Below are 24,981 nucleotides of genomic sequence, written 5' to 3'. Positions count from 1 at the left end.
TAGCAAGCGATGACGATCGAAACCGCATTGAACACCGCGATGGATACCATACCCGACTGTATTGCAGCCGGGTATGTCGACATGGAAACGGGGATGTTGCTTGGGACCAACACCCAGGACCCGGGCAGCGCGGACGTTCTGGACAGTCTCGCCCTTGCCGTGGCTAACCTGTTCCAAGGGCGCGGCGTAAAAGCCTTCGAGGACTTGTTGCGCGCGGCTGGCGTCGAAGAGGTCGACAACCCGGGATTTGGGGAAATCGCGGTGTTTTCGAATGATCGGCTCAATATCTTTCTGCGGACCCGGGAGTATCCCGATCATGTGGTCTGCTACATCTGTCGCAGCAGCGCCAATGTCGGGTTGGCGCTGACAAAATCGCATCTCAGCCTGGGGTCAGTCGCGGCCGCAGTCTAAACCGGACCAGAGGGGGTCACGGCATGATGGATACGGACATACTTGAGTTGCTCGACAACATCGGGCGCTCGTCTGTGGCACGCCTGAATCCGGCGGTCACAGTTCCCGGGGAAACCGCCCGGATTCGGCGCAAAAAGGTGCTGCACACCATTCGCGGCACCATTCTGCCGCGCCGCCTGGAATTCACTGCTGCCGATGGTCATTGCCTTGCCATTGAAGTCAACAGCTCTCGGATCACAGACGTGTTCCGGGTTCAGTCCGGCATCGCTCCAGATTTCGAAACCGAATCCCGCGAGGAACTGGCTGACAAGCTGGCAAAACTGGTGACCGACATCGCCGCCGCCCCCGCCCCGTTGGAGCTGATTTCGCTGCAACCCGACACTGCACTTGAGGCCGACGATGTGGGCATCACATTCAGCGAGATCGAAAGCGCCTGCGAGAAAATAGAACTGCCAGCTGACCCGGTCATTTCCATTGTTCCGGACGAGCCCGAGGAAGCCACGCCCGTCGGCGAAGCACCGGTGGAAGAGTCTGCCGACTGTCTGGCCCAAAAGTTCTACGATGGATCAGAGCGATTTGCTCAGGGCCGGGTTCTGGCCATCGGCGCCGACGGGGAACCGTTGCGCATGGATGGCACCTGTGACGAAGGGGAAGCTCTGCACCCCGGTTCCGACCTGCTGGCCCGTTTCGCCCGCGACCTTGCTGGGTGGGATGGCGACACGGCTTCTGTAATGGACCAACCGCAGTTAATTGTCATGCGGCCTTCCGGTGGCAAGGGCGCCGGGTTGGCCATTTTGAACGATGGTAAGAGTTTTGCTGTCGCCGTCCACGAGGCACGCAAACTGGGTGCCGTTGTCAACCTGTGGGCCACTCTGAAAAGGCCAGACGGATGATTACGCCCCTTTCGTTCAATTTTTCGATGAATTCGATCCGTGATTACAAGTTACCAGGGTAAGTTTTATGAGTGAAAACAATCGTCGCGAGTTAATCCGTATTGCCGAGGACATGAACGGCGCCTCGAATGATGAGACCCGTCAGTTCATCTCACGCATTGTCAGTGATCTGACAAATCTGAAACCCTCGATTGCCTTTGTCGGGCAGATCAAGGCGGGCAAATCCCGTCTGATCAACGGCTTCACCGGTCAGGCCGAATACCTGCCGTCGGACGTGAACCCCTGGACAACGGTGATCACCGACATGCATTTCGGCCACCCCTCGGGGCGGACCTCGGGGGCCGAGTTCCATTTCTTCGACAATCGCCAATGGCAGGCACTGATCGCCGAAGGCGAAGAGCTGCGCAACATGTTCCCCGATGACGAGGACAGCTATAAGCGCGAGATGATCGAAGAGCAGGTCGAGGCGATGAAAACCCGCGCAAAGCTGCGTCTGGGCGAAAGCTATAAGCACCTGCTTGGCCAGCATCACGATCTTGACGAACTGAACTCGGACGATCTGGCGCGCTATGTCTGTGCTGGTGACGACCCGACCGAAGAGGGCGAACACGACCCGGGTTCGGATCGCGGCCTTTACAGCGACATCACCCGCAAGGCCGAGGTTTATTTCGACATCGGTCACTTTCCGTTTCCGCTGACAGTAACCGATACGCCGGGCGTCAACGACCCGCTGCTGATCCGCGAGGAAATCTCGCGCCAGTACCTCAAGGAATCCGACTTCTTTGTGGTGGTCCTTTCGGCGCATCAGGCCCTATCGCGGGCGGACCTGAAACTGTTTCGCCTGATGCAGGCGTTGGAGCTGGGTCAGATAGTGGTCTTCATCAACCGCGTCGACGAGTTGGGCGGCGGTGCCGAAGATGCAGGCAAGGTCCGGGCCGACGTGATGGAGGGCCTGGAAAAAGCTCTGGGAAATTCGGACATCGACGTATTGATGGGCAGCGCGCAATGGGCGCATTACGCGCTGACCGGCGACGAGACCGGCATCAACCATGATGAAGTTCTAGCCTGGCTGCGGGCGCATCCGGAACAGATGACGCAATACCTGGACGGTGTGGAAGAGATCAAACAGGGTCCCGGTCCGATCAGCCGCGAAGGTGTGCTGCGCTTTGCTGCAATGATCGCTTCGGGCCTGCCGGACCTGCGCCGACATGTGACCAGTGCCCTGACCGAGGGCCCGCGCAACGAACAGCTGCGAATGGCGTGGCAGCATCTCAATACCTTTGCGCAAGGCGAGGTCGAGCGCAGCAGGGCGCATCTGCGCGCCATTGAGGACGAATCGACCCCCGCCGCCGAAAACAATGATGAAAACGACAAGACTCTGACGGATCTGCGCGCGCTTGTTGCCGACAAGACTGCCAGGATCATCAATGATATGGACGATGTTCTGGCCAATTTGCGCGGCGTCATGGACGACACCGTGGCCGAAGCCGTATCGGTCGTGGTGCGGGGGCCGAACGGGGATTCCCCGCTGTTGGCAAAGGGTGGTGACACCGAACTGAACTTCACCCCGTTGCGTGACCGAATGCGCGAGCTTGTGCAGGGGGCCACACAGGTTGTACGTCAACGGATGCTCAGCGAGTTGTATACGGTCGACATGCAAAGCAACGCAGCGCTGCGCGCCCTGCCCGGCTGGCAGGATCCAACCGACAACCGCATGAACACCAGTGCGGTGCGGTGGTTCCGCCCGGACACCACTGCGCTGACGCGGGGTATCACGGTTGAATTGCGGGTCAGCTGGTTGTCGCGCCTGATCTCACGCAAGAGCGTCGTGACCCGCGCCGAGCGCATGATCGTGCAGGAATTCGAGATGATCGGCGATGATCTGGTGGACACTGCGCGCAGCGATCTGCTGGAACGTCTGAACACAGTTCTGGATCACTACATGGCCTTGCTGGCCGGACATCTTGAACATCGGTCCGGAAGCGGCGAAACCAACGAGCGGGCCCAGGCGCAAGAGGCCTTTGACCACGCGCAGCGCATCACCGAAGAACTGGGCGCCGTCTTTGGCCCGGATGACATTGACAAACGATTAGCAGAGGCTGCGGAATGATCGAATTTCCCGGAACCGAACAGGAAGTAAGACAACTTGAACGCTTTCTGACCGCGACCGAAAAGATGCCGGCCGACACGGTGCTGGACGAGATGCGCGAGCGCGCACTTGCCCATGCCGGGCGGCTGTCCAACGCGGTCAACATCGGTTTTGCCGGGGAATTCGGGGCTGGCAAATCCAGCCTCGCCAACATGCTGGCCGGGGCGGACATTCTACCAACCGGGCCGCAGCACCTGAAGCTGCCGCTGGTAATCGTCGCTTATTCCGAGACACCGGAAACCACCGTCGGCTGGTGGGATAAAGAACCCAAGACCTATTCCGGAATTGCGTTGGAAAAGGCCGCTGCAGATGCGCCTGATTTCATCTCGGTCGGCCTGAACACCCCTGCCTTGCAGGAGATATCGCTGTTTGACCTGCCCGGAACCGGAGCATTGGACGATACGTACAAAGAAACCCTCGATTTGCTGAAATTCGTGGATTGCGCGATCTGGTGCACCAATGGCACCAACGCATGGCGCGAGACCGAACGTCATCTCTGGACAAAGGTGCCACAGGAGCTGCAAGCCAACAGCCTGCTTGCGGTCACTCATGCCGATCTGCCACCGGTCCGCGATGCGCTGGACCGGGTTCTGTCGCGTCTCAACAAGGAAAAGGGCGATCTGTTCCGCTCGGTCGTGCCAATCGGTACGCCGGTGGCCGTGCGCGCCATGGCACAAGAGCCCGAACCGGATTTTGCCCTTTGGGAAACCTGCGGCGGTCAGAACCTGGCTGAGCAGGTTCTTCAGATCGCATCCGACAGACGTCTTGCCGATCTGGAGGCCGCGCGCACCGATTTGAAACAGGACTTCCTGCCCTTTCTGGAAACACTGGCGGGCCCAGAGGCTGAGACGCCGCTGCCCGACACCGCATCCGTGCACGCCGTCTTGGAATCCGCGCTGCCTCCTTTGGAAAACCCGATCCTCGAGGACTGGCTGGCCGCGATCGCAAGCATCTACGAAGATCTGCGCGAATCGTCCGATATCGAACCGTCGGCCTTCCTGCACTCGTGTCAGGAAATCGTCGAAGATTTCGCCGAGCGCCTTGAGCAAGGCGGTGAGATCGACCCGAAGGCCGACTGGATACCAGGCGAGTTCGAAAAAGCAACGGACCTGTTGTTGCTGTTGCAATTCGAAAGCGGCGACGCCCCCCTGAAAGACGCGATCAGTATCCTCGCGCAACTCAGCGACAATTTGGCTTGGGCAGGCAGCCGGGTGGATTCGGTGCAACCGAAAACCGGAACCTGACAATTTCTCCTTAAGATTGCGCCGCGACTCGGCGAATCGAGACCCATGGAATCGGGTCTCGAATGTATCGACTCCGTTGACCAAGCGGAGACAAAGAGTCGATCCGTCTGCATTTTGTGCAAATCTTTTTTCAACATGTAGTCGTTCAATAGTCACGAAATACAACATGTAGTTATTTCATGAAAACGGTCCTTAGTGAAGCCATCAGGCGGCCCCAATAAAGTCAAATTTGAAACGTCTAACCGTCTCAAGTGTCCTGCGGTTGTGTTTGGTTGCGAGTTCACGGGCGAGTTTGCCCAGTTAAGAAAACCGCAAAACGATCAGAACGGGCGGAAAGAAATGAGCCACAACCAGGCGGTCGGTGCATCGCACGACGAACCGAAAATCGAAGGACTTCAACCCGGCGCCAAGCTGTTGCGCGGACAGTACGAGATCCTGCGTTACCTCAGCAACGGCGGGTTCGGAATTACCTATCTGGCGCGGGACAGCCTGGAACGCGACGTGGTGATCAAAGAGTGCTTTCCAGGCGCATTGTGTCACCGCAACGGCAATCTGGTCGAACCGGCCGATCCCGGACATACGGAAGACCTGCGCGCGATAATAGACCTGTTTATTCAAGAGGCGCGCAACCACGCACGTCTGGTTCATCCCAACATCGTCGACGTCCATCAGGTGTTCGAGGACAACGACACCGCCTATATCGCGATGGACTTCATCAAGGGCTGCGACCTGCTGGATTACGTCGAAAACACTGACAACAAAACCGGCCCCGATTTCATCGTCCAGGTCACGGAAAAGATGCTGTCAGCGGTATCTTTCATCCACCAGAGCGGAATGCTGCACCGGGACATCTCGCCCGACAACATTCTGATTGATGAAAACGGTGACCCGGTTCTGATCGACTTTGGCGCGGCGCGCGAACAGGCTGCAAATCAATCTGCGGCCCTGCTAACCCTGCGTGTGATCAAAGACGGGTACTCGCCGCATGAATTCTATGTGCGCGGCGCCGAACAAGGCCCCAGCAGCGACCTCTATGTGCTGGCTGCCACGCTGTATCACGCCATCAGCGGCGAGCGCCCGATTGACGGCCAAACCCGCCTGAACGCCTTCAACAACAGTCAGCGAGACCCCTACGCCCCTCTGGCCGGGCGGTTCAAAGGCTATCCCGAGGGGTTCCTTGAAGCGATCGACAAGGCGATGGAGGTGCACGTCACCGACCGTCTGCAAAGCGCGCTGGATTGGTTGCGCATGTTCCGCGGCCCGGGCGTCATGTTCGATACGTTCGACTACCGCCCGGTCTCGGTCATCGTGGCCATGGACCGCAAGGATGAAGAGGCCGAAAAGGCCCGGATTAAGGCCGAAAGCGAAAATGCCGAAGCTGTGGTCACCGCCCTTCTGGCCGGAAATGCCGATCTGGCCTTGGGCAATGAAGACAAGAACGAAGATGAACTCGCAAAGTTCACACCCAGGGAAGAAGCTGCAGTTGCGGTCGATACCGTGGTTAAAAGCGGATCGGGTGGCAGCGGCAAACTGATTGCCGGTGCAGCTGTCATTGCAGTTGGTCTGGCAGCGGGCGGTTACTTTCTGATGTCCGGTGAAAAAAGCGAACCGGCACAGGATGTTGCAGTAGCATCAGCACCTACAGCTCCAGAAACAGAAGAACAGGTGGCAGTAACGCAAGAACCTGTCGAGCAGGTCGCCACCACAGATAATTCGCCGGAACAGGCTGATCCGGCACCAGTTAAGGCAGAAATACCTCAGGCGCCTGTCGAGCAGACACAGGACCAATCGGTTGATCCGGAACAGGCCCGGACAGCCGAACCTGCGCCAGTGGTTTCAGTGCCTCCGGCAGAAACACAGATTGCATTCTCGCATTGGGATGTCGAAATACCGTTCCAGACATCCAGGCGCCGGGCATCAACTGGCAGCATCATCGCTGTGACCGGTGTTGATCCGGCGCAGGACATGTCCGTGATCGGTGACTGGGTCAAACGCGGCGATGCGATTTACACCCTGAACGGAGAGCCGATCCGCGACAACACGAGCTTTGCCGCGCAGGTGCTAAGCGACCTGGCAATTGATCCCGACGGCTATATCCGCGTGACCGCCCGCTACCGCCCACTGGGCAAAACCCTTGCTCAGAACGGGTTGTTGGCCCTGCCCGCCATCCGCGTGATCGGTTTGGAAAACGGCTACGGTTTTACCGTTCGCAATGAGGATGGTCAGAGCTGGACGACGGTAGTCACCACCATTTCAGCGGATGCGGCCGGCGATCTGCAGCGCGGCGATGTTCTGATCTCGGAAGCGCAAACCGGGGCAGCCATCGACGGGCAGGAAAGCCTGGATGCTATGCTGAGCGCTCTGGTCGCAGAGAAACAGGCGCAGGCACGCCTGACCGTGATGCGCGATGGCGTCCAGACGGATGCCGTGATGCAGCTGAAGCAGGAGTAATCTGACCGGTCGCAAGTGATCTACCGCAAGTGAAAACTGAGGGTGGTGCTCGGAAATCCATCACCCTGACGGGGACCGGCCCGTCGCGATAGATAAAAGTTGGTTTGATTTCCGCATCATAAGTGCCGTTGTGCCATTGCGCGCAGAGGCGAATAGCAGCCCCGCAGGACGCAGGTTCTGTGAAAGAAAGCAAAGGTATCGACGCCATGTTCAAATACAAAAGCCCTCTTAGCCGGCTGCTCGAAGGTGCCGGCAAAGCCAAGGAACCCGAAGCCGAAACCACGGTGGAAGAAGAAGCTGCAGCGTCCGAGACCGAAAAGCCCCAGCCGATTGCGGATTTCAACGCACTGCGCGCTGCTTTGGGCGGTGGCAATATGTCTACGTCATCGGAAAACTACGACGACGCGGATGACCTGATTCCCGAAGAAGAGATGCCCGAGTTTTCGGAAGACGAGGCCGTAGTGGACGTCGTGACTACCGAGGTTGTCACCGAAACGCAGGACAACATTTTCGAGGCTCCAGAAGCTCAGCCTGAACCGGAAGAGCCGGTTGTGACCCTGCACGTCGCCACCGAGGAAGACGCCGTAACCGAGCAACCGGTTCAAGAAGAACAGGTTGTTGAAGTGATCGTTGAAACTGTTGAAACCGATCAACCAGCGCAGATGGCAGAGGTCGCAATCACACCCGAAGTGGCGGTCGAGCCTGCACCGGAAGTTCAGCCGGAACCAGTACAACAGGCCGCGGCGCCGGCCCCTGCAGAGGATCGTCGTGGTCGAGTCAAGACCACGTTCCTGGGCTTTGAACGCGCGGACACCCACGTTCAGGACCTGATGGAAAGCTCGGAACCCGTTGCCAAGACCGAAGCCGCGCAAGAGACGTTTCCAGTTGGATGGCTGGTCGTGACCGCAGGCCCGGGCCGGGGCGCATGCATCACGCTGACCGAAGGCCTGATGCAGATTGGCCGCAACGATGATCAGGCCATTCAACTGGACTTTGGCGACACCGGTATCTCGCGCAGCAGCCATGCGGTGATCGCTTACGACCCCGAGGACCGCAAATGCTATCTGGGACACGGCGGCAAGGCCAATCTGGTGCGCCTGAACGGCAAACCGGTTCTCAGCACTGTTGCACTGTCCAGCGGCGACCTCATCCGCATCAGTGAAACCTCGATCCGCTTTGCCGCCTTCTGTGATGACGGCTTTGACTGGCGGGATGCCTGATAGATGCTGGCGCAACCGGCATATGATATCGCGCTGATCCTGGATCAGGGTCAACGCGAGTCGCAAGAAGACGCGATTGCCGCGCGCATGTTCGATGCAACGGATGCTGGCTATGTTGTGATTGCGGACGGTATGGGCGGCCACGCAGCCGGTGAGGTTGCTTCGGAACTTGTGGTTGCTGCTTGGCGCGAGTCTCTGGACGCCGAGCTTGAGAATACCCCCCTGTCCGAAGCGGCGGTGGCCGATGCATTGCCACTGGCAGCCATGCAAGCCAACGCCGCGATTGCAGCCCATTGCGAAGGCAAGGATGGTGAATTCAACATGGGGTCGACCCTGACGGGGCTGTTGCTGCTGGGGCAACGCGCCTTCTGGATCTCGATCGGTGACAGCCCCTTGTACCTGTTCCGCAATGGGGTTCTGAGCCAGATCAACGAAGATCACTCCATGGCACCGGTGATCGACGCGCAGGTGGCCGAGGGCAAACTGACCGAGGCTGAAGCACAGGCACATCCCGACCGCAACCAGCTGACCTCGGTCATCATGGGGGCGGCGATTCCCAAGGTCGATTGCCCCGAAGAGCCGCTGGAGTTGACCGCATCGGATGTACTGATCCTGGGCAGTGACGGGCTGCAATACCTCAGCGATACCGAAATCCAGACCGTCGTGCAAAGCAACGCACACGCCTGGGCGCAGGATATCGCCGACGCGTTGTGGCAGGCCCTTCGGGCCAAAGAGGATCCGGATCAGGACAATGCCTCAATCGGCGTTGTGAAACTTATAAAAAACTAACCAAGGCAAAGCTACAGGAACCATGAAACCCCATCTGTTCATATCTAGCCTGGCACTTACTGCCGCTGCCGGTGCGGCCTCGGCGCAAGAGGCGTGTTCGACCTATGAAATCCAGCGCGGCGACAGCCTGCGCGAGTTGGCCATCGAAGTGTATTCGACCGAGGATTTCCGTATCATTTTTGACGCCAACCGCGATGTGATCGGCAACAACCCGAACATCATCCGTGTGGGCGACGTACTGACACTGCCCTGTCTCGAAGAGATCGGGCGCGCGCCAACGGCACCGCAGACAGAGGCCGAAGCAATGGCTGCCGAAATGGCTGCCGAGTTGGTCAAGGCTGCGGAAAAACGCGCCGAGAAGGCCATCGCCGACGCCGAAGCCCGGGTTGCCGAGGCCGAAGCCGAAGCCAAAAAGGCCAGCGAAGACGCCGTGATTGCCGCCAAGGCCGAGGCCAAAAAGGAAATCGAAGCCGCCCGTGCCGAGGGGGCCGCCCTGATCCGCAACGCGGATGACGGTGAGCGACCGGAAATCCGGGATCGCCAGTTGCTGCTGATCACTGGCGGCAACTATGCGCCTTTCACCGATGAAGCCCTGCCCAATCGCGGCCTCTATACCAATCTCGTGGAAACCGCGATGCTGCGGGCCGCGCCCGAACAGGGCTACAAGATCCAGTTCGTCAACGACTGGTCTTCGCATCTGGACCTGCTGATGCCGACCTTGGCTTTCGACGCCACCTTCCCCTGGTCGCGCCCGGATTGCGAAGAGGCCTCGGCGCTTTCCGAAAAGGACCGCGATCGTTGTGATACCTACAATTTCTCGAACCCGTTCTACGAGGTTGTGGATACATTCTTTGCCCGCGAGGGCTCGGGTTATGAGCAGACTCTGACCTATGCCGACTTTGCAGGCGCCACGATTTGTCGTCCCGAAGGCTGGTCGCTGTCGCATATGGATACGGTCGGCCTTTACGAACCCGCAATCACTCTGATGCGCCCCGTTTCACCGGATGACTGCTTTCACGCGGTCATGGAAGGCAAGGCCGACATCGTGGCAATCGAAGCCCATCTTGCGGTCGAAGCAATCGGACGACTGGGATACGAGCACCGCATTATCGAAAACCCCAACCTAGCGGCCATAAAGTCGCTTAACGTCATGACCCACAAAGATAATCCGGATGGGGAAGCGATCCTTGAGACGCTCAACCAGGGTCTGGCGATCATGCAGCAATCTGGAGAGTGGCGAGATATCGTTTCAACCGCTCTGCGTCATCAAATGGAAAATGGCTAAGGCCCAACCGGCCTGACAACAAAAATGTCTGGAGGAAGTGGACATGTTAGAATTCAACCTGAAGAAAGTCGTGATGGCGGCCACCGCCGTCACTGCCCTTAGCGCCGGAGCCGCTGCCGCGCAGGAAGCCTGTACAAACTATACCGTCGAGGACGGCGATACGATGGCAACCATCGCCATCGCGGCCTATGGCACTTCGAACTATCAGCCGATCTTCAACGCGAACCGCAACGTCATCACCAACCCAAACGATCTGGCGCCTGGTCTGGTTTTGGCCCTGCCCTGTGAAGACGGCAGCCTGCCAAACGGTCAGTCCGCTCAGGAAATCATTGCGGCCGAAGAAGCACGCGCGGCCAGTGTCAAACGTTCCAGCGTCTATCAGCCGCCGATCAAGCTGGTGACTGGTAACGGTTGGGCGCCATTCGCCGATGAATCGCTGAATGGTGGCGGCGCGATCACTCGTCTGGGTACCACAGCGCTGCAGCGTGGCGGCAACGCGCGTGACTATTCGGTCAGTTTCGTGGACGACTGGAATTCACACCTGGAAACGCTGCTGCCGCTGGGCGCATTTGACGTGTCGATGGCGTGGAACATGCCCGATTGCACCAACCGGACCTACGAATGGTCGTGGGAAACAGAAGTCCGTTGCACTCAGTTCGACTCGTCCGTTCCGGTTTACGACATCGTTGTCGGCTTCTACACACTGCCGGAAAGCGACTACGCAGGCGCCACCACTTTTGGTCAGTTGGAGGGCGCAACTATCTGCCGTATGGATGGCTGGTTCATCCACGACCTCGAACAGGAAGGCCTGCACAACGGCACCTCTATGACCCTGATGCAGCCAATCACCGCACGTGAATGCCTTGACGCGGTTCTGACAGGTACTGCTGACGTTGCAACCTTCGAAGTGCAGCTGTTCTCAGACACCATGGTGGAAATGGGTCTTACTTCGAACGACCTGGTGGAAAACCCGTTTGTGACATCTCTGTCCTCACTGCGTTTCATCAGCCACCGCAGCAACCCGTTTGGCAAACAGTATCTGGCGATGCTGAATAAAGGCCTGAATGAAATGCGGGAATCCGGCGAATGGTACGCCATCGTTTCGGACACGCTGCGCGAGCACAACGAGAAACTGATGGCAGCGTCGAACTGATCCCTCGGTTCACCTGACTACCAAGGGGCTGGTCTTAGGACCGGCCTCTTTTTTGTCTGGAACCTTCCATGTCCGCGATCTTGCCGGAGGCAACTACGGGAAACCCCTAATACCCTGAATCGTAGAAAGTGTTAGTCTGAAAACAACTATACCGGTGAGGCCTAGCCTCCCCACTCACTCAAAAAGGGGCTGACTTTGGGGGTCAGCCCCTTTTTCCATTCAAAGCTTTGATCTGAAACGTAAAAAGCCACGCCTTGGGGCGTGGCTCTACACAATCAGCCGATGATTGCGTTCAAAGTTGCGCTGGGACGCATCACTGCTGCGGTCTTGGCGGGGTCGGTGTGATAGTACCCGCCCAGATCAGCAGGCGCACCTTGTGCGGCGGCCAGTTCACCCAGGATCTGCACTTCCTTGTCGGCCAGCTCCTTGGCGACGGGCGCGAACTCAGCCGCCAGATCCGCATCGTCGGATTGCGCTGCCAGAGCCTCGGCCCAATAGCGTGCAAACCAATAGTGGCTGTCGCGGTTGTCCGGCTGTCCAACCTTGCGGCTGGGCGACTTATTGTTGTCCAGAATGCCTTGCGTAGCGCCCTCGGCCGCGGCACCCAATACACCCGCCTTCGCATTGCCCTTGCTGTCAGCTAGGAAGTTCAGCGATTCACCCAGTGCGCAGAACTCACCCATCGAGTCCCACCGCAGGTGGTTTTCTTCGACCAACTGCTGCACGTGTTTCGGGGCCGAACCACCGGCACCGGTTTCGAACAGGCCACCGCCATTCATAAGCTTGACGATGGACAGCATCTTGGCCGAGGTGCCCAGCTCCAGGATCGGGAACAGGTCGGTAAGGTAATCCCGCAGCACGTTGCCGGTGATCGCGATCGAGTCCTTTCCCGCCGTAATGGTTTCCAGAGACTGACGGGTTGCTTCGCGCGGTGCCATGATCTGGAACTTGTCAGCCACGCCAGCAGCCTCAAGCGCCGGTTTGACGTATTTGATCAGCTCAGCATCGTGGGCGCGGTTTGCGTCCAGCCAGAAGATCGCCTCGGATCCGGTCAGGCGCTGACGGTCCATCGCCAGCTGAATCCAGTTCTCGATCGGGGCCTTCTTTACGGTGCAGGACCGCCAGATATCGCCCATTTCAACCGCATGCTCGTGCAGTGTTTCGCCATTGGCCAAAACGACACGGATGGTTCCGTCTGCAGGGGCCTGGAACGTGGTCGGGTGCGAGCCGTATTCCTCAGCCTTCTGCGCCATCAGGCCGACGTTGGCGACAGCGCCGGCAGTGGCTGGGTTCAGTGCGCCATTGGCTTTGAAGAAGTTGATGGTTTCGTCATAGACACCGGCATAGCAGCGGTCCGGGATCACGCAGTTGGTGTCACCCTTGGCACCGGTCTCATCCCAGCCCTTACCGCCCGCGCGGATCACGGCGGGCATCGAGGCGTCGATGATCACATCCGACGGTACATGCAGGTTGGTGATGCCCTTGTCGCTGTCGACCATGTACATCGACGGACGCTCGCCTTTCAGAGCGTCGATGGCGGCCACGATCTCGGCGTTGTCTTTGACGCGATCCAGCAGGTCGCCCAGACCCGAGTTCGGATTTACACCCAGCGCGTCCAGTTCGGCACCGAATTTCTCGAACACCGGGGCAAGCCAGGCTTTGACCGCATAGCCAAAGATGATCGGGTCCGACACTTTCATCATGGTCGCTTTCATATGAAGCGAGAACATGGTGCCGTCTTTCTTGGTGTCTTCGATGGCATCAGCCAGGAACGAAGACAGGGCTTTGACCGACATGCAGGTCGCGTCCGCCACGGTGCCTTCGTCCAGCGTCCAACCGTCTTTCAGAACGGTCACGCTGCCGTCTTTGCCGACAAACTCGATCTTTGCATCACCGGCCTGCGCTGCAGTGATGGTGGCCGATTTTTCGTTTGCGTAGAAATCGTTATCCGACATCGACGACACTTTGGTTTTGCTGTCTGCGGACCATTCCCCCATCGAATGCGGGTTGTTCTGAGCGTAGTTTTTTACGGCCTTTGCTGCGCGACGGTCGCTGTTGCCTTCGCGCAGAACCGGGTTCACGGCCGAGCCCTTGATGGCATCGTAACGCGCACGGATCGCCTTTTCTGCGTCGTTCGCGGGTTCTTCAGGGTAGTTCGGGATGTCGTAACCTTGCGCCTGCAGCTCTTCGATCGCAGCAACCAATTGCGGGACCGAGGCCGAGATGTTCGGCAGTTTGATCACGTTGGCCTCGGGCGTTTTCACCAGCTCACCCAGTGCGGCCAGATCGTCGGTGATGCGCTGTGCATCGGTCAGGTTTTCCGGAAAGGTCGCCAGAATACGGCCCGCCAGCGAAATATCCTTGGTTCCGACGCTGACACCCGCGGCGCCGGCGAACTTGCGAATGATGGGCAGGAACGACGCGCTGGCCAGCTCGGGCGCTTCGTCTACAATGGTATACAATATATCGAAGTTCGATTTTTCTGCCATATTCTTTTACCTTTTTTAAGCCTTTCGGGGCGTGCGATCCAAGAGTGTGCCACGTATTCGTGGCTGCGGATGGGGCGCGAGAATCCTACCGCCCCAATGGTGACTCTGATTTGACAGGGCCTCCCTTAAAACAGGATGCGTTTCGGATCAATCCTCTAGTGGGGGCGCAAATTGACACGGGGTTGACGATTGGGGTCAAGCCAATTCCAGTTTGATAGGCTGTTCCGACCGCAGTCCGGGTGTTTCTACTAGACCCCAAAATCCGCATACCCGCTGGAGGCCGCAAGCTGCTGGACATAATCCGTGATCGCTTGACTCAAATGATCGGCAGAACCCGCCTCGGCCTCTGGTGGCACTGACACACCGGCTTCTCGAATGAGGCAAAAGAAATACTCTCGATCAAAACGCCGGGCATCTTTCAGAAAGGTGTTAATCTCGTGCTGAGCCAGATCAGTTCTTCCTAATTCCGCATATGTTTGGGCACGGGTTATCCATTCCTGATTCCCGCGCAGGCCCAACCATTCATCGACCCGCTGACCCAATCTTGCGACAATCCCCTTTCGGACATAGGGTCTGTGCGCGGTCCATCGGGCGTAGTCTTCAACGAATTCCACGCCTTTCTGCTCATCACCAATCTTCAGGTGAACCATGGCCGGGAAAAACAGATTTGTGACTCCATTTGGCATCAAATGAGAGACTCTGTTCGCAGCCGCAAGGCTCTCGTCGACGTCACCTGTTCCGTTCAAGTGGAACAACAACTGACCAATGGGAACCCATATCTGATCCGGCCAACGTTTCGCTGCCTGCGTCAGAAACTGTTCCGTTCCGTCAAACCCATCCACTTCGTAATGCGTATTCGCTAGGCTGAAACCCGCATTCTGATACCCCGGGTCAATTTCCAGAACTTTCTCATATCCATCTATCGCGTCCGTAAAATTGCCCTGACTCTGATCGAACCGAGCTTTGTAATATCGGGCTGACGCACTGTCGGGATCAAGGGCCACCGCTTTGGAATAGGCCGCATCGGTGTCGGCGACGCGTCCCATGGCCTCCAACGCCAAAGCCCGTCTTAAGACCGGAGTTGCATCCAAGGGCTGAAGGTCGGACGCCACGGTATAGTTCGCGATAGCCTCATCATAGCGTTTGCCACAATAATAGGCCCAGCCGCGGGCAGAGATCAGCCTGCTCTGCTGCACCGGGGAAAGGTCGTCGATCTTCATAAGCGCCGAGCAGGTGGCAACAACGTCGGCCATGCTGCCCTTGTTCCCCATGCAGGTCGCGGACATTTCCGTATAATCGGGCTTGGGGTTCAGCGACCATATCACTGTCGCAATTACGATGATCAGGGCGGCAAGGCGTATCTTCATAAAGGCTCAGTTTCGGAAATCTGCTCTTCTATAGGTAGAAACATCCGCCCTCGGATTCAAGCCTCCCCAGCCGGTCACACACCCCACGTGTCGCTCAACCGATACCCGGCAGGCCAGGGGTCATCCGGGTCCAGCATGTGTTGGTGCGTGCCGGTGATCCAGCCTCGGCCGCTGATTTCGGGGATGATGGCTGGGCGGTCGCCGGCATGGGCTTGCTCGACAATCCGTCCGGTAAAGCGCGATCCGATGATCGAGACCGCCTCAAACGTTTGACCGACCGTCATTTGACCTTTCGCCGCCATCAGGGCCATTCGGGCCGAGACCGCTGTGCCGGTGGGGGATCGGTCAACCTTGCCCGGCTGAATGGCGACCGCGGATTTGCCGGTCAAGCCGGTTTCCGTCTGCTCAAGCGGCCCGCAAAAGGCGCAGAAGGAGATGTGATCCCAGTCCGGGTTCTCGGGGTGGGTGAACCCAAGCTGTTCATTGGCCGCATGGGTGATGGCCACACCCGTGCGAGCGATGTCGCGAGCCTCGTCTTCAACGATCTCGAACCCCAATGCCGCCGCATCGACCACCACGAAACTGTCCCCGCCATATGCCGTATCCACAGTCAGAGTGCCGGTGCCTGGGATCTCCAGCGGAATTGCGATCTTGTCGGCGAAGCTGGGCAGGTTCTGCACGAAAATGCGCTCGGCCTTGCCGTTTCGGCATTCGGCCCGGACCTTCACCAATCCACCCGGGGCTTCAAGCGTCAACAGGGTCTCGGGCTCCTGCATCGGAATGATCCCGCCATCCAGCAAAACGGTGGACACGCAGATCGAGTTTGAGCCAGACATAGGCGGCGTGTCTTCCGGTTCCATGATGATGAAGGCCGCATCCGCATCGGGATGTTTCGGCGGCACCAGCAGATTCACGTGCCTAAACACGCCACCGCGCGGCTCATTCAGCACGAAGTTTCGCAAGGTCTGGTCCTGCGCAATGAAGGCACGCTGTTCCCAGATGGTTTCTCCGGGCGGTGGCTGGACACCACCAACAATCACGTCACCCACCTCACCTTCGGCGTGGGCCGAGATCACATGAATGGTTTTGCAGCTGCGCATGTCCTGTCCTAAAAGCGGGAGGCGGAGAATGGGGTCAGGGGAATCTGGGCGGGCTGGCCGTCAACCAGGGCGCCAACCAGTTCGGCCGTACCTGCCGATTGGGTCAGGCCCAGATGACCGTGACCGAATGCGTAGATCACGTCCCCTGCCCGTGGCGAAGCCCCGATCACCGGCAGGCTGTCGGGCAGCGACGGGCGGAAACCCATCCATTGCGTGCCGCCTTCCGTGTTTAGGCCGGGCAAAAACTGCGTGGCTTTTTGCAGCAATGTATCGGCCCGTTTGTAATTCGGAGGGAGTTCCAGCCCCCCCAGTTCAACCGCGCCGCCAATCCGCACGCCGCCATTGATCCGGCTGGCCACAAATCCATGGCTTGAGAATGTCAGATGCATACGCAGATCAAACGCGCCCGCGGGAAGGGTCGTGTTGTAGCCGCGTTCAGTTTCCAGCGGTATTTGATCGCCAAGTGTCCGCGCAATGTGGTGAGACCAGGCCCCGGCGCACAAGACGACTTTGTCCGCCTCGACCTCGCGTTCTGTCAGCGTGATCCGTACTCCGCTATCTATCGGGGTCAGTGCGCAGATTTCCTGGCGCTCGATCCGGCCACCCCGGCTCTGAAACGTTTGCGCCAGATGCTCCACCCATTTTTTGGGATCAACGGTGTTGATCCAGTTCGGCGTAAACCCAGCATGGGTGAACCGCGGGCTGAGGCCAGGTTGCAATTCAGCAATCGCTTCAAAGCTTTCCAGCAGCTCGAAGTCTATGCCGTGTTGGCGCCGCAGCTCCCATGTAGGCAGGCTGGCACGGTACTCTGCCTCGTTTTCATAAAGCTGCATCTGCCCGTCGCGCTGCATCATCGCCTCGCCTTTCACCGACGCAATCAATCTGGTCAGGGCCGCGCTAGACTGATCCATCAGGCTGGCCTGAGCATGCAGGAGTTGCTTGTAACGATCCGGACGGCTTGCCCGCCAAAACCGGATCATCCACGGCGCGATTTTCAGCGCATAGGCGGGCGGGATGGACAGCGGCCCGAGCGGGTCCAGCAGCCATTTCGGTGCCCTTTTCATGATGCCGGGGGTTGCCAGCGGTTCAACCTCGGAAAAGGCGAAGGCGCCCGCATTTCCGGCGGAGGCTTGTGCGGCGACGCCCTCACGATCCAGAACCACAACACAATGGCCCCGGCGCTGCAGCTCCAGCGCCGTTGTGATTCCGATGACACCGGCCCCGATCACAACGACCTGCTTCGTCATAGCTCTATGCCCGCCTTGAACGGATCGTTTTCATCAAACATCAATGTCGCCTCGGCCATGACATGAGCCTGCCCCGTGATTGAGGGGATGACCCCACCGTTCACACCCAATTGATAAGACAGGTGATAGACGCTGCCGATAACGCTGTGCTGGACGATTTCCTCTCCGGGAGCCAATGCACCGTCCGCAGCCAGACAGGCCAGCCGCGCCGAACTGCCGGTACCACAGGGTGAGCGGTCGTAGTTGTCATCGGGGCATAGCACAAAGTTGCGGCTGTGGACGTCCGGACCGGGAGAGGTGTCCTGAAAGATCACGTGGTCGATTGGCTCGCCCAGCTCTCCTCCTATGCCTTGCGCGATTGAGGCCTTGCGGATCGCAATCGTCATATCGGTCAACTGCCGGATATTGCCGGTCTCAACCGGGATTGGGCTGGGATCAACGATGAAAAACCAGTTGCCGCCATAGGCAACATCCCCGGTCACCGCGCCATAGCCCGGCACATCCAATACCACATCACGGTGGACACGGCGGCTTTCGATATTCATGACGGTGACGGTGTTGGCATTGTGCAGCTCTACCGTCACGACACCCGCAGGCGTTTCGATCTTGTGTCGTCCAACATCAATCCGCCCCAGATGCGCCAGTGTAACCGCAAGGCCGATGGTGCCGTGGCCGCACATACCCAGCACGGCGTCCACGTCGAAATAGATCACTCCGGTCACGCAGGACGGATCGACCGGCTCGACCAGCAGCGCGCCGACCATGGCGGGTTGGCCACGTGGTTCCAGCATGATCGACCGGTAAAACCCTTCATGTTCCGTCGCCAGCCTGCGGGCGCGTTCGGCCAGCGGTCCAGAACCCAGATCCGGCGCGCCGTCGAGGATGACCCGCGTCGGCTCACCCCCGGTATGGCTGTCGATCACATGCATTCAGCGATCACCCCACCCTGTTTAGACCAATCGGCAAACCAAGCGCGGAACAGGTCGTATTGCTGTTCACAATAGTTGCGCTGCGCATCGCTCAACTCGTCCGTTTCGTTGAAGTGCAGACGATACTCCTGTTCGCCGTTCAGCACCAAAAGATGTTTGTAGTACAGCACCAGATCGGGGCCTTCGTCAAAGCTGGAAAGCACTTGGATTGCCTCGGTCAGTTCCTGCGCCCGCTGGCGTGCCTCGGCATGGCCTTGTGCTGCCTTTTGGGACAGAGTCGCCAACAACAGGGCCTCGCGCGGTAAAGCTGTGCCAATTCCGGTGATCGACCCGGTCGCGCCGCAGTTGACGAAGCCGTGGTAAACCTCGGTATCCACGCCCACCATCAGGGTCACCTGATTGTCCTGGCTAGTGATGTTCTCAGCCGCGTAGCGCAGGTCATCCTTGCCGCCGAACTCCTTGAATCCGATCAGGTTGGGATGCTCGGCACGCAGAGAGAAGAATAGATCGGCGCGCGTGGCAAAACCGTAATACGGGCTGTTGTAAATGATCGCAGGCACACCCGGCGCGGCAGACAGGATCGCCTTGAAATGGTTCTTTTGCGCGGCCGGAGACGTGCCGCGGGACAACACCCGCGGGATCACCATAAGCCCAACAGCCCCTACTTTCTGCGCATGTGCAGCATGGGCCAGGGCGGACTTGGTGTTGATGGCCCCGGTACCGACCACCACGGGCAGCCCTGCAGCGACCAGGCGTTCAACGCCTTCCATTCGTTGTTTGTCAGTCAGCAGCGGCCAGTCGCCCATCGACCCGCAATAGACCACCGCCGACATGCCCGCATCAATCATCTGCTGCCCTTTGCGCACCAATGCATCGAAATCCGGGGTGCGATCCGCCTTACAAGGGGTCATGAGCGCCGGCATGGTGCCGGTGAAAACGTTGTTCGACATCGGAGCTATCCTTTGAAAATGCAGGGTCAGGGCGGGCAGGTTAGCCCTTTCAATTCGCCATAACGGATATTGGATACAAAATCCAGAAAAATTGAAACCCAGAAAAAACGCGCCGGATCGGAGGATCGGCGCGCTTGATTTGGGTTGCTTTTTGTCGGTTATCGGAACCGCTGGCCGGTCTCCGAATCGAACAGCATCGCGCGTTCCGGTCGAACGATAAGACCGATCCGTTCCCCTTGCTTGCTGCGCTGGTCGTCACGCTCTTCGACGATCAGTTTGTCGCCATTTGGCGTCAGCAGGTACGAGTAGCTCACTCCACCTAGCGCCTCGGTAAGATCAACGGTGCAAGTGCCTCCTGCGCGGTCGACTTCGATATGTTCCGGGCGGATACCCAGCGTGACCTTGTTCAGGCCCGCAGGCACATTGGCCGCCACTTCCAGCGGCGCGCCAAGAGCCGGATGCGAAACCTTGCCATCCGCATAGTCGCATTCAAGGAAATTCATCGCCGGAGAGCCGATGAAGCCGGCTACAAACCGGTTGTCCGGATCGCGGTACAGGTCCATCGGAGCGCCGACTTGTTCGATCCGGCCATCCCGAAGCACCACGATCTTATCAGCCATCGTCATCGCCTCAACCTGATCGTGGGTAACATAGATCATTGTCGCGCCGATCTCGTTGTGCAGCCGCGCGATCTCGACCCGCATCTCGACGCGCAATTCGGCGTCGAGATTGGACAGAGGTTCGTCGAACAGAAACACCTCGGGGCCCCGCACAATCGCGCGCCCGATGGCCACCCGCTGACGCTGTCCGCCGGACAGCGCCTTGGGCTTACGCTTGAGGTACTGATCCAGTTTCAGGATATTCGAGGCCTGCTGCACTTTCTGGTCGATCTCGGATTTGGCAACGCCGTTCATGCGCAGGCCAAAGCCCATGTTTTCGGCCACTGTCATATGCGGGTACAGCGCATAGGTCTGGAATACCATGGCCACACCACGTTTCGCAGGGTCCACATGGGTCACCTCGCGCGCGCCGATATGAATCTGCCCTTCGGTGGTTTCCTCAAGCCCCGCGATCATCCGCAACAAGGTGGATTTACCGCAGCCCGAAGGACCAACGAACACGCAAAACTCACCATCCTCGATATCCAGATCAATGCCGTGAATAACCTGCGTTTCGCCATATCGCTTGATCGCTTGGTTCAGAGTCACACCCGTCATGTCGCTTGTATCCTGTCATTGTCGGCGCTGCGGCGGGTCTCGGGGAACCGCCAGGCCTGTGCTTCGGCCCCGATCTGTTCGGCCACACGGCGAACACGGGGAACCCAGGTTTCCAACTGATTGAAATCCATTCGTTCGGTCGATCCGGTGACGGAAATCGCGCCCAGCATCCGTCCACCCGAAGTCAGGATCGGACAGGCAATGCAGATGATACCAGGCTCATGCTCTTCATCATCAATGGCGTAGCCCCGGCTGCGGATCAATTCGAGGTCAGCGCGCAGCGCGGCCTCAGTGGTCAGTGTCTTATCGGTAAAACGGTGGTAGCTTTGCTGCGACACAGCGCGATCAAGCGCCGCCTCGTCCAGAAACGCCATCATCGCCTTTCCAACACCGGTACAGTAGGCCGGACCGACCTTGCCGGCCTGCGAGTACATCTCGATTGGCTGGGCAGCGTTGCGCTTGTCCACATACAGCACCTGACTGGAATCTAGCTGTGCCAGATGCACCGTTTCCCCGGTTTCCCGACTGAGCGAATCCAGAAACGGCCGCGCAATCGGTGCCAGTGAGCTTTGCGTCCACGCCGAATGGGCCAGCCGCACCAGCCTCAGACCGGGCGTATAGGTCTGTCGATCAGAGTCATACGACAGCATCCCCTGATTGGTCAGCGTCTGCAGAAACCGATACAGCGTTGCCTTGGGAAAATCGCTGCTCTCCAACAGTTCCGCGAATCGGACCGGGCGGGCAAAAGCCGCCACCTGATCCAGCACGTCACATGCTTTTCCTATTGTACCGTCACCAGCCACGGGCGCCTGTTCTCCTCCCTATGACCCAACACCATCCTCACGAGGGTCTTGACAAGACTAACCGATATGATGTGTAGTTTTCAATATATAAAACATAGTTTCATTATTTGGAACTAAAATGGAAGCTAAGGGAGGAAATCATGCATTCCATGTTCAAGCGTTCTGCGGTGGCATTGGCGGCAAGTGTGGCGCTTGCTGCGCCCGTTGCAGCCGAACTGACCGGCGAGCTGAGAATCTTCCTCGACACATCGAACCCGGCGCCCCGCGCGACGATGGAAGCGATGATCGACCGGTTCGCGGCACAGCATCCGGGGCTGGAAGTCGAAACCACGGTGATCGACCGTGAAGCGTACAAGACTCAAATCCGCAACTTCCTGACTGCGGACACGCCGGACGTCGCCACATGGTATGCGGCTAACCGGATGAAGCCGTATGTCGAGGCCGGTTTGTTCGAGGACGTATCCGATCTTTGGGCAGAACCCGAAATTGCGGACAATCTTGCATCGACCAAGGGCGCGATGACCATCGACGGCAAGCAATGGGGCGTGCCCTACACCTATTATCAATGGGGTGTTTACTACCGCAAAGACATCTTTGATGAGCTGGGCCTGACCGAACCTACCACATGGGAAGAAGAACTGGCCAATTGCCAGAAGATCATCGACTCGGGCCGTGCCTGCTATACCATCGGCACCAAGTTCCTGTGGACCGCCGGTGGCTGGTTCGACTACCTGAACATGCGCACCAACGGCTTCGACTTTCACAACCAGCTCGCTAACGGCGAAATCAGCTGGGAGGACGACCGGGTCAAGCAAACCTTCGCCAACTGGAAACAGCTGATCGACATGGGCGCGTTCATCGACAATCACCAGACCTACAGCTGGCAGGAGGCCCTGCCCTTCATGGTCAACGGTGAGGCCGCAGCTTACCTCATGGGTAACTTCGCCGTGGCACCCCTGCGTGAGGCTGGATTGTCCGACGATCAACTGGATTTCTATCAGTTCGTTGCCATCAACCCCGATGTCGAACTGGCCGAAGACGCCCCGACCGACACGTTCCACATCCCTGCCAACGCATCAAACAAAGAAGCCGCGCGTGAATTCCTGCGTTTTGTTGTCTCCGCCGATGAACAGTCCGAGATCAACAATGGCGCAAATCTCGGCCAGCTGCCCGTTAATGCGCAATCCACAGTCGATGACGACAAGTTCCTGCAACAGGGTTTTGCAATGCTGTCATCGAACAGCCCCGGCGGTGTAGCTCAGTTTTGGGACCGTGACGCACCTGCTGAAATGGCCAAAGTTTCGATGGAAGGCTTCCAGGAATTCATGGTCAAACCGGACAACGCCGACCGTATCCTGGCCAAACTGGAACGCGCTCGTCAGCGTATCTACGACAACTAATCCGGTCAGGCCGGGCACAAGTCCGGCCTGCTCCTCATCTGCGTAAGGCGGTGATATCCCGTCTTACTCCTTTTTCCTAACCCCCGAGTATCCGCATGTCAGCCGTTGAAGCCCCCGAACAGGAAAGCTGGTTCCACAGAAACCAACAGCGCATCGCACCATGGCTGTTTCTGGCCCCCGGGCTGCTGTTCTTCATGGTCTATGTAATCATCCCAGTTTTCCAGTCTTTCAATCTCTCGCTCTACGAATGGGACGGTCTGGGAGCAGCCGAATATGTGGGGTTCCGCAACTACGAAGACCTTTATTGGGAATGGGTGGACCGGGATGCGTTTTACATCTCGCTGAAAAACAACCTGATCTGGCTGATCTTGTATCTTGCCGCGATCCCGGCGGGTCTTTTCATTGCGCTGCTCCTGAACCAGACGGTTTGGGGAATTCGCCTGTACAAGTCACTGTTCTTCTTTCCCTTCGTCATCTCTCAGGTTGTTGTGGGCCTCGTGTTCACCTGGTTCTATGACCCGACCTTCGGCCTGTTGAATGAACTCCTCGGCCTCTTCGGCCTCGGGCCGCTGAATGTCCTCGGTGACGAACGCTTCGTGACCTATGGAATCATCTTCGCCGGTCTCTGGCCGCAGACGGCCTATTGCATGATCCTCTACCTCACCGGCCTAAATGCCGTTGACCCGGAACAGATCGAAGCCGGGCGGCTGGACGGTGCAAAGGGTCTTCGTATGCTGTGGCACATTATCCTGCCGCAACTGCGCCCGGCAACCTTCATCGCCTTTGTCGTGACAATCATTGGCGCCCTGCGCAGCTTCGACCTGATCTCGATCATGACGCAGGGTGGCCCCTTTGGCTCGTCCCGCGTGCTGGCCTATTACATGTTTGAAGTTGCCCTGTCCGAATACGGCTTCCGCATGGGATACGGTGCCGCCATCGCGGTGATCCTGTTCCTGATCATGCTCTGCTTCATCGCTTATTTCCTGTGGTCGATGTATCGCGAAGAAAGGGGGCACTGAGATGTTTCCCAAACCCATCGAAAAACAATCGCGCGCGGCGCAAATAAGCTATCAGGCCATGTTGCCGCTGGCCTTGCTGCTCTGGCTCGGACCCTTGCTGGCGGTCGCCCTGTTCTCGGTCAAACCGGCGGCGGATTTCACCAATGCAAACTACTGGGGCATGCCGTCCAGCTTCGAGGGCGCGTTCAACTATGGGCAGGTATTCTTCAACTCGGACATGCCGCGTTACCTGCTGAACTCTTTTCTGATCACCATCCCGACAGTAATCGGAGCCGTCGCGCTCAGCTGCATGACCGGCTTTGCGCTGGGTATTTACAAGTTCCGTTCAAACCTCTGGATATTCTTCATGTTTGTCGCGGGCAACTTCGTGCCATTTCAGATCCTGATGGTTCCGGTACGCGACCTGACCCTGCAACTTGGCCTCTACAACACCAAAACCGGCCTTGTCCTATTCCACATCGCCTTTCAGACCGGGTTCTGCACGCTGTTCATGCGCAACTTCATCCGCGCGCTGCCCTTTGAACTGATCGAGGCCGCACGCGTCGAAGGCATCAGCGAATGGCGCATCTTCTGGTACGTGGTCTTGCCACTGATGAAGCCTGCCATTGCTGCGCTCAGCGTGTTGATCTTTACTTTCATCTGGAACGACTATTTCTGGGCCGTCGTCCTTACGCAAGGTGCTGAAAGCCAACCTGTCACCGCGGGGATCACCAGCTTCAACGCCCAATTCCGGGCGGCCTATCAGTTGATGAGCGCCGGCTCCATCGTCGCGGCCTTGCCGCCGGTGGCCATGTTCTTCCTCATGCAGAAACACTTCATCGCGGGCCTGACCCTCGGTGCCGTAAAATAACGTCAAACCAGAGGT

20 protein-coding genes are annotated in these 24,981 nt (G+C 58.3%); 12 read left to right on the top strand and 8 right to left on the bottom strand.

Features of this window, described 5'->3' with window-relative positions:
• Nucleotides 1-9: 9 nt before the first annotated feature.
• The 9 genes from ACR0IM_RS09165 (at nt 10) to ACR0IM_RS09125 (ending at nt 11,595) form a co-directional block, all read left to right on the top strand.
• A complete protein-coding gene (locus ACR0IM_RS09165; RefSeq protein WP_480591331.1) occupies nt 10-411 on the top strand; it encodes a hypothetical protein in 402 nt (133 codons plus the stop codon).
• A gap of 23 nt (nt 412-434) precedes the next feature.
• Nucleotides 435-1,304: a hypothetical protein gene (locus ACR0IM_RS09160; protein WP_480681608.1), complete on the top strand. Its 870-nt coding sequence runs from the start codon at nt 435-437 to the stop codon at nt 1,302-1,304.
• A gap of 67 nt (nt 1,305-1,371) precedes the next feature.
• Nucleotides 1,372-3,414, top strand: a complete 2,043-nt coding sequence (locus ACR0IM_RS09155) for a dynamin family protein (RefSeq protein ID WP_480681607.1) — start codon at nt 1,372-1,374, stop codon at nt 3,412-3,414.
• On the top strand, nt 3,411-4,697 hold the full coding sequence (locus ACR0IM_RS09150; RefSeq protein ID WP_480591344.1) for a dynamin family protein: 1,287 nt from the start codon (nt 3,411-3,413) through the stop codon (nt 4,695-4,697). The genes ACR0IM_RS09155 and ACR0IM_RS09150 overlap by 4 nt, the downstream gene beginning before the upstream one ends.
• Nucleotides 4,698-5,036: 339 nt before the next feature.
• Nucleotides 5,037-7,148: a serine/threonine protein kinase gene (locus tag ACR0IM_RS09145; protein ID WP_480641614.1), complete on the top strand. Its 2,112-nt coding sequence runs from the start codon at nt 5,037-5,039 to the stop codon at nt 7,146-7,148.
• A 179-nt stretch (nt 7,149-7,327) separates the two neighbouring features.
• The gene (locus tag ACR0IM_RS09140; RefSeq protein WP_480681606.1) at nt 7,328-8,368 is read left to right on the top strand and encodes an FHA domain-containing protein; all 1,041 of its coding nucleotides are present in this window, start codon (nt 7,328-7,330) and stop codon (nt 8,366-8,368) included.
• A gap of 3 nt (nt 8,369-8,371) precedes the next feature.
• Nucleotides 8,372-9,157, top strand: coding sequence for a PP2C family protein-serine/threonine phosphatase (locus ACR0IM_RS09135; RefSeq protein ID WP_480681605.1), 786 nt, complete (start codon nt 8,372-8,374; stop codon nt 9,155-9,157).
• Nucleotides 9,158-9,179: 22 nt separating this feature from the next.
• A complete protein-coding gene (locus ACR0IM_RS09130) occupies nt 9,180-10,442 on the top strand; it encodes a type 2 periplasmic-binding domain-containing protein (protein WP_480681603.1) in 1,263 nt (420 codons plus the stop codon).
• Between the two features lie 43 nt (nt 10,443-10,485).
• The gene (locus tag ACR0IM_RS09125; RefSeq protein WP_480681602.1) at nt 10,486-11,595 is read left to right on the top strand and encodes a peptidoglycan-binding protein LysM; all 1,110 of its coding nucleotides are present in this window, start codon (nt 10,486-10,488) and stop codon (nt 11,593-11,595) included.
• 275 nt (nt 11,596-11,870) lie between these two features.
• On the opposite strand, the gene ACR0IM_RS09120 is transcribed toward ACR0IM_RS09125, so the two are convergent.
• From ACR0IM_RS09120 to ACR0IM_RS09085, 8 genes are all read right to left on the bottom strand, one after another.
• Nucleotides 11,871-14,084 carry an NADP-dependent isocitrate dehydrogenase gene (locus tag ACR0IM_RS09120; RefSeq protein WP_480641619.1) on the bottom strand — a complete coding sequence of 738 codons (2,214 nt, stop codon included), beginning with the start codon at nt 14,082-14,084 and terminating at the stop codon, nt 11,871-11,873.
• Between the two features lie 248 nt (nt 14,085-14,332).
• The gene (locus tag ACR0IM_RS09115) at nt 14,333-15,451 is read right to left on the bottom strand and encodes a tetratricopeptide repeat protein (RefSeq protein ID WP_480681601.1); all 1,119 of its coding nucleotides are present in this window, start codon (nt 15,449-15,451) and stop codon (nt 14,333-14,335) included.
• 74 nt (nt 15,452-15,525) lie between these two features.
• A complete protein-coding gene (locus ACR0IM_RS09110; RefSeq protein ID WP_480681599.1) occupies nt 15,526-16,551 on the bottom strand; it encodes a trans-3-hydroxy-L-proline dehydratase in 1,026 nt (341 codons plus the stop codon).
• 8 nt (nt 16,552-16,559) lie between these two features.
• On the bottom strand, nt 16,560-17,798 hold the full coding sequence (locus ACR0IM_RS09105) for an NAD(P)/FAD-dependent oxidoreductase (RefSeq protein WP_480641622.1): 1,239 nt from the start codon (nt 17,796-17,798) through the stop codon (nt 16,560-16,562).
• Entirely contained in the window at nt 17,795-18,727 is a 933-nt protein-coding gene (locus ACR0IM_RS09100) for a 4-hydroxyproline epimerase (protein WP_480681598.1), read from the bottom strand. Before ACR0IM_RS09100 ends, ACR0IM_RS09105 begins: the two co-directional genes overlap by 4 nt.
• A complete protein-coding gene (locus tag ACR0IM_RS09095; RefSeq protein ID WP_480681597.1) occupies nt 18,718-19,677 on the bottom strand; it encodes a dihydrodipicolinate synthase family protein in 960 nt (319 codons plus the stop codon). Before ACR0IM_RS09095 ends, ACR0IM_RS09100 begins: the two co-directional genes overlap by 10 nt.
• A gap of 158 nt (nt 19,678-19,835) precedes the next feature.
• Complete coding sequence (locus ACR0IM_RS09090) at nt 19,836-20,894, bottom strand: ABC transporter ATP-binding protein (protein ID WP_480681595.1); 1,059 nt, start codon at nt 20,892-20,894, stop codon at nt 19,836-19,838.
• The gene (locus ACR0IM_RS09085; RefSeq protein WP_480681594.1) at nt 20,891-21,697 is read right to left on the bottom strand and encodes an IclR family transcriptional regulator; all 807 of its coding nucleotides are present in this window, start codon (nt 21,695-21,697) and stop codon (nt 20,891-20,893) included. Before ACR0IM_RS09085 ends, ACR0IM_RS09090 begins: the two co-directional genes overlap by 4 nt.
• Nucleotides 21,698-21,837: 140 nt before the next feature.
• Here ACR0IM_RS09085 and ACR0IM_RS09080 point away from each other — a divergent pair, with 140 nt between their 5' ends.
• The 3 genes from ACR0IM_RS09080 (at nt 21,838) to ACR0IM_RS09070 (ending at nt 24,966) form a co-directional block, all read left to right on the top strand.
• Nucleotides 21,838-23,097 (top strand): ABC transporter substrate-binding protein, encoded by a 1,260-nt coding sequence (locus ACR0IM_RS09080; protein WP_480591390.1) that lies wholly within the window; start codon nt 21,838-21,840, stop codon nt 23,095-23,097.
• 95 nt (nt 23,098-23,192) lie between these two features.
• Entirely contained in the window at nt 23,193-24,116 is a 924-nt protein-coding gene (locus ACR0IM_RS09075; RefSeq protein ID WP_480591393.1) for a carbohydrate ABC transporter permease, read from the top strand.
• 1 nt (nt 24,117) lies between these two features.
• Nucleotides 24,118-24,966 (top strand): carbohydrate ABC transporter permease, encoded by an 849-nt coding sequence (locus ACR0IM_RS09070; protein ID WP_170389207.1) that lies wholly within the window; start codon nt 24,118-24,120, stop codon nt 24,964-24,966.
• Nucleotides 24,967-24,981 lie beyond the last annotated feature (15 nt).

Source organism: Ruegeria sp. BF6 (assembly GCF_056538665.1).
This window is presented reverse-complemented; position numbering and strand designations above follow the sequence as displayed.

Bases quoted from the DNA above. Each gene is read 5' to 3' on its own strand.
- ACR0IM_RS09165 (WP_480591331.1), top strand. From the start codon at position 10: ATGACGATCGAAACCGCATTGAACACCGCGATGGATACCATACCCGAC.
- ACR0IM_RS09160 (WP_480681608.1), top strand. From the start codon at position 435: ATGATGGATACGGACATACTTGAGTTGCTCGACAACATCGGGCGCTCG.
- ACR0IM_RS09155 (WP_480681607.1), top strand. From the start codon at position 1,372: ATGAGTGAAAACAATCGTCGCGAGTTAATCCGTATTGCCGAGGACATG.
- ACR0IM_RS09150 (WP_480591344.1), top strand. From the start codon at position 3,411: ATGATCGAATTTCCCGGAACCGAACAGGAAGTAAGACAACTTGAACGC.
- ACR0IM_RS09145 (WP_480641614.1), top strand. From the start codon at position 5,037: ATGAGCCACAACCAGGCGGTCGGTGCATCGCACGACGAACCGAAAATC.
- ACR0IM_RS09135 (WP_480681605.1), top strand. From the start codon at position 8,372: ATGCTGGCGCAACCGGCATATGATATCGCGCTGATCCTGGATCAGGGT.
- ACR0IM_RS09130 (WP_480681603.1), top strand. From the start codon at position 9,180: ATGAAACCCCATCTGTTCATATCTAGCCTGGCACTTACTGCCGCTGCC.
- ACR0IM_RS09125 (WP_480681602.1), top strand. From the start codon at position 10,486: ATGTTAGAATTCAACCTGAAGAAAGTCGTGATGGCGGCCACCGCCGTC.
- ACR0IM_RS09120 (WP_480641619.1), bottom strand. From the start codon at position 14,084: ATGGCAGAAAAATCGAACTTCGATATATTGTATACCATTGTAGACGAA.
- ACR0IM_RS09115 (WP_480681601.1), bottom strand. From the start codon at position 15,451: ATGAAGATACGCCTTGCCGCCCTGATCATCGTAATTGCGACAGTGATA.
- ACR0IM_RS09110 (WP_480681599.1), bottom strand. From the start codon at position 16,551: ATGCGCAGCTGCAAAACCATTCATGTGATCTCGGCCCACGCCGAAGGT.
- ACR0IM_RS09105 (WP_480641622.1), bottom strand. From the start codon at position 17,798: ATGACGAAGCAGGTCGTTGTGATCGGGGCCGGTGTCATCGGAATCACA.
- ACR0IM_RS09100 (WP_480681598.1), bottom strand. From the start codon at position 18,727: ATGCATGTGATCGACAGCCATACCGGGGGTGAGCCGACGCGGGTCATC.
- ACR0IM_RS09095 (WP_480681597.1), bottom strand. From the start codon at position 19,677: ATGTCGAACAACGTTTTCACCGGCACCATGCCGGCGCTCATGACCCCT.
- ACR0IM_RS09090 (WP_480681595.1), bottom strand. From the start codon at position 20,894: ATGACGGGTGTGACTCTGAACCAAGCGATCAAGCGATATGGCGAAACG.
- ACR0IM_RS09080 (WP_480591390.1), top strand. From the start codon at position 21,838: ATGCATTCCATGTTCAAGCGTTCTGCGGTGGCATTGGCGGCAAGTGTG.
- ACR0IM_RS09075 (WP_480591393.1), top strand. From the start codon at position 23,193: ATGTCAGCCGTTGAAGCCCCCGAACAGGAAAGCTGGTTCCACAGAAAC.
- ACR0IM_RS09070 (WP_170389207.1), top strand. From the start codon at position 24,118: ATGTTTCCCAAACCCATCGAAAAACAATCGCGCGCGGCGCAAATAAGC.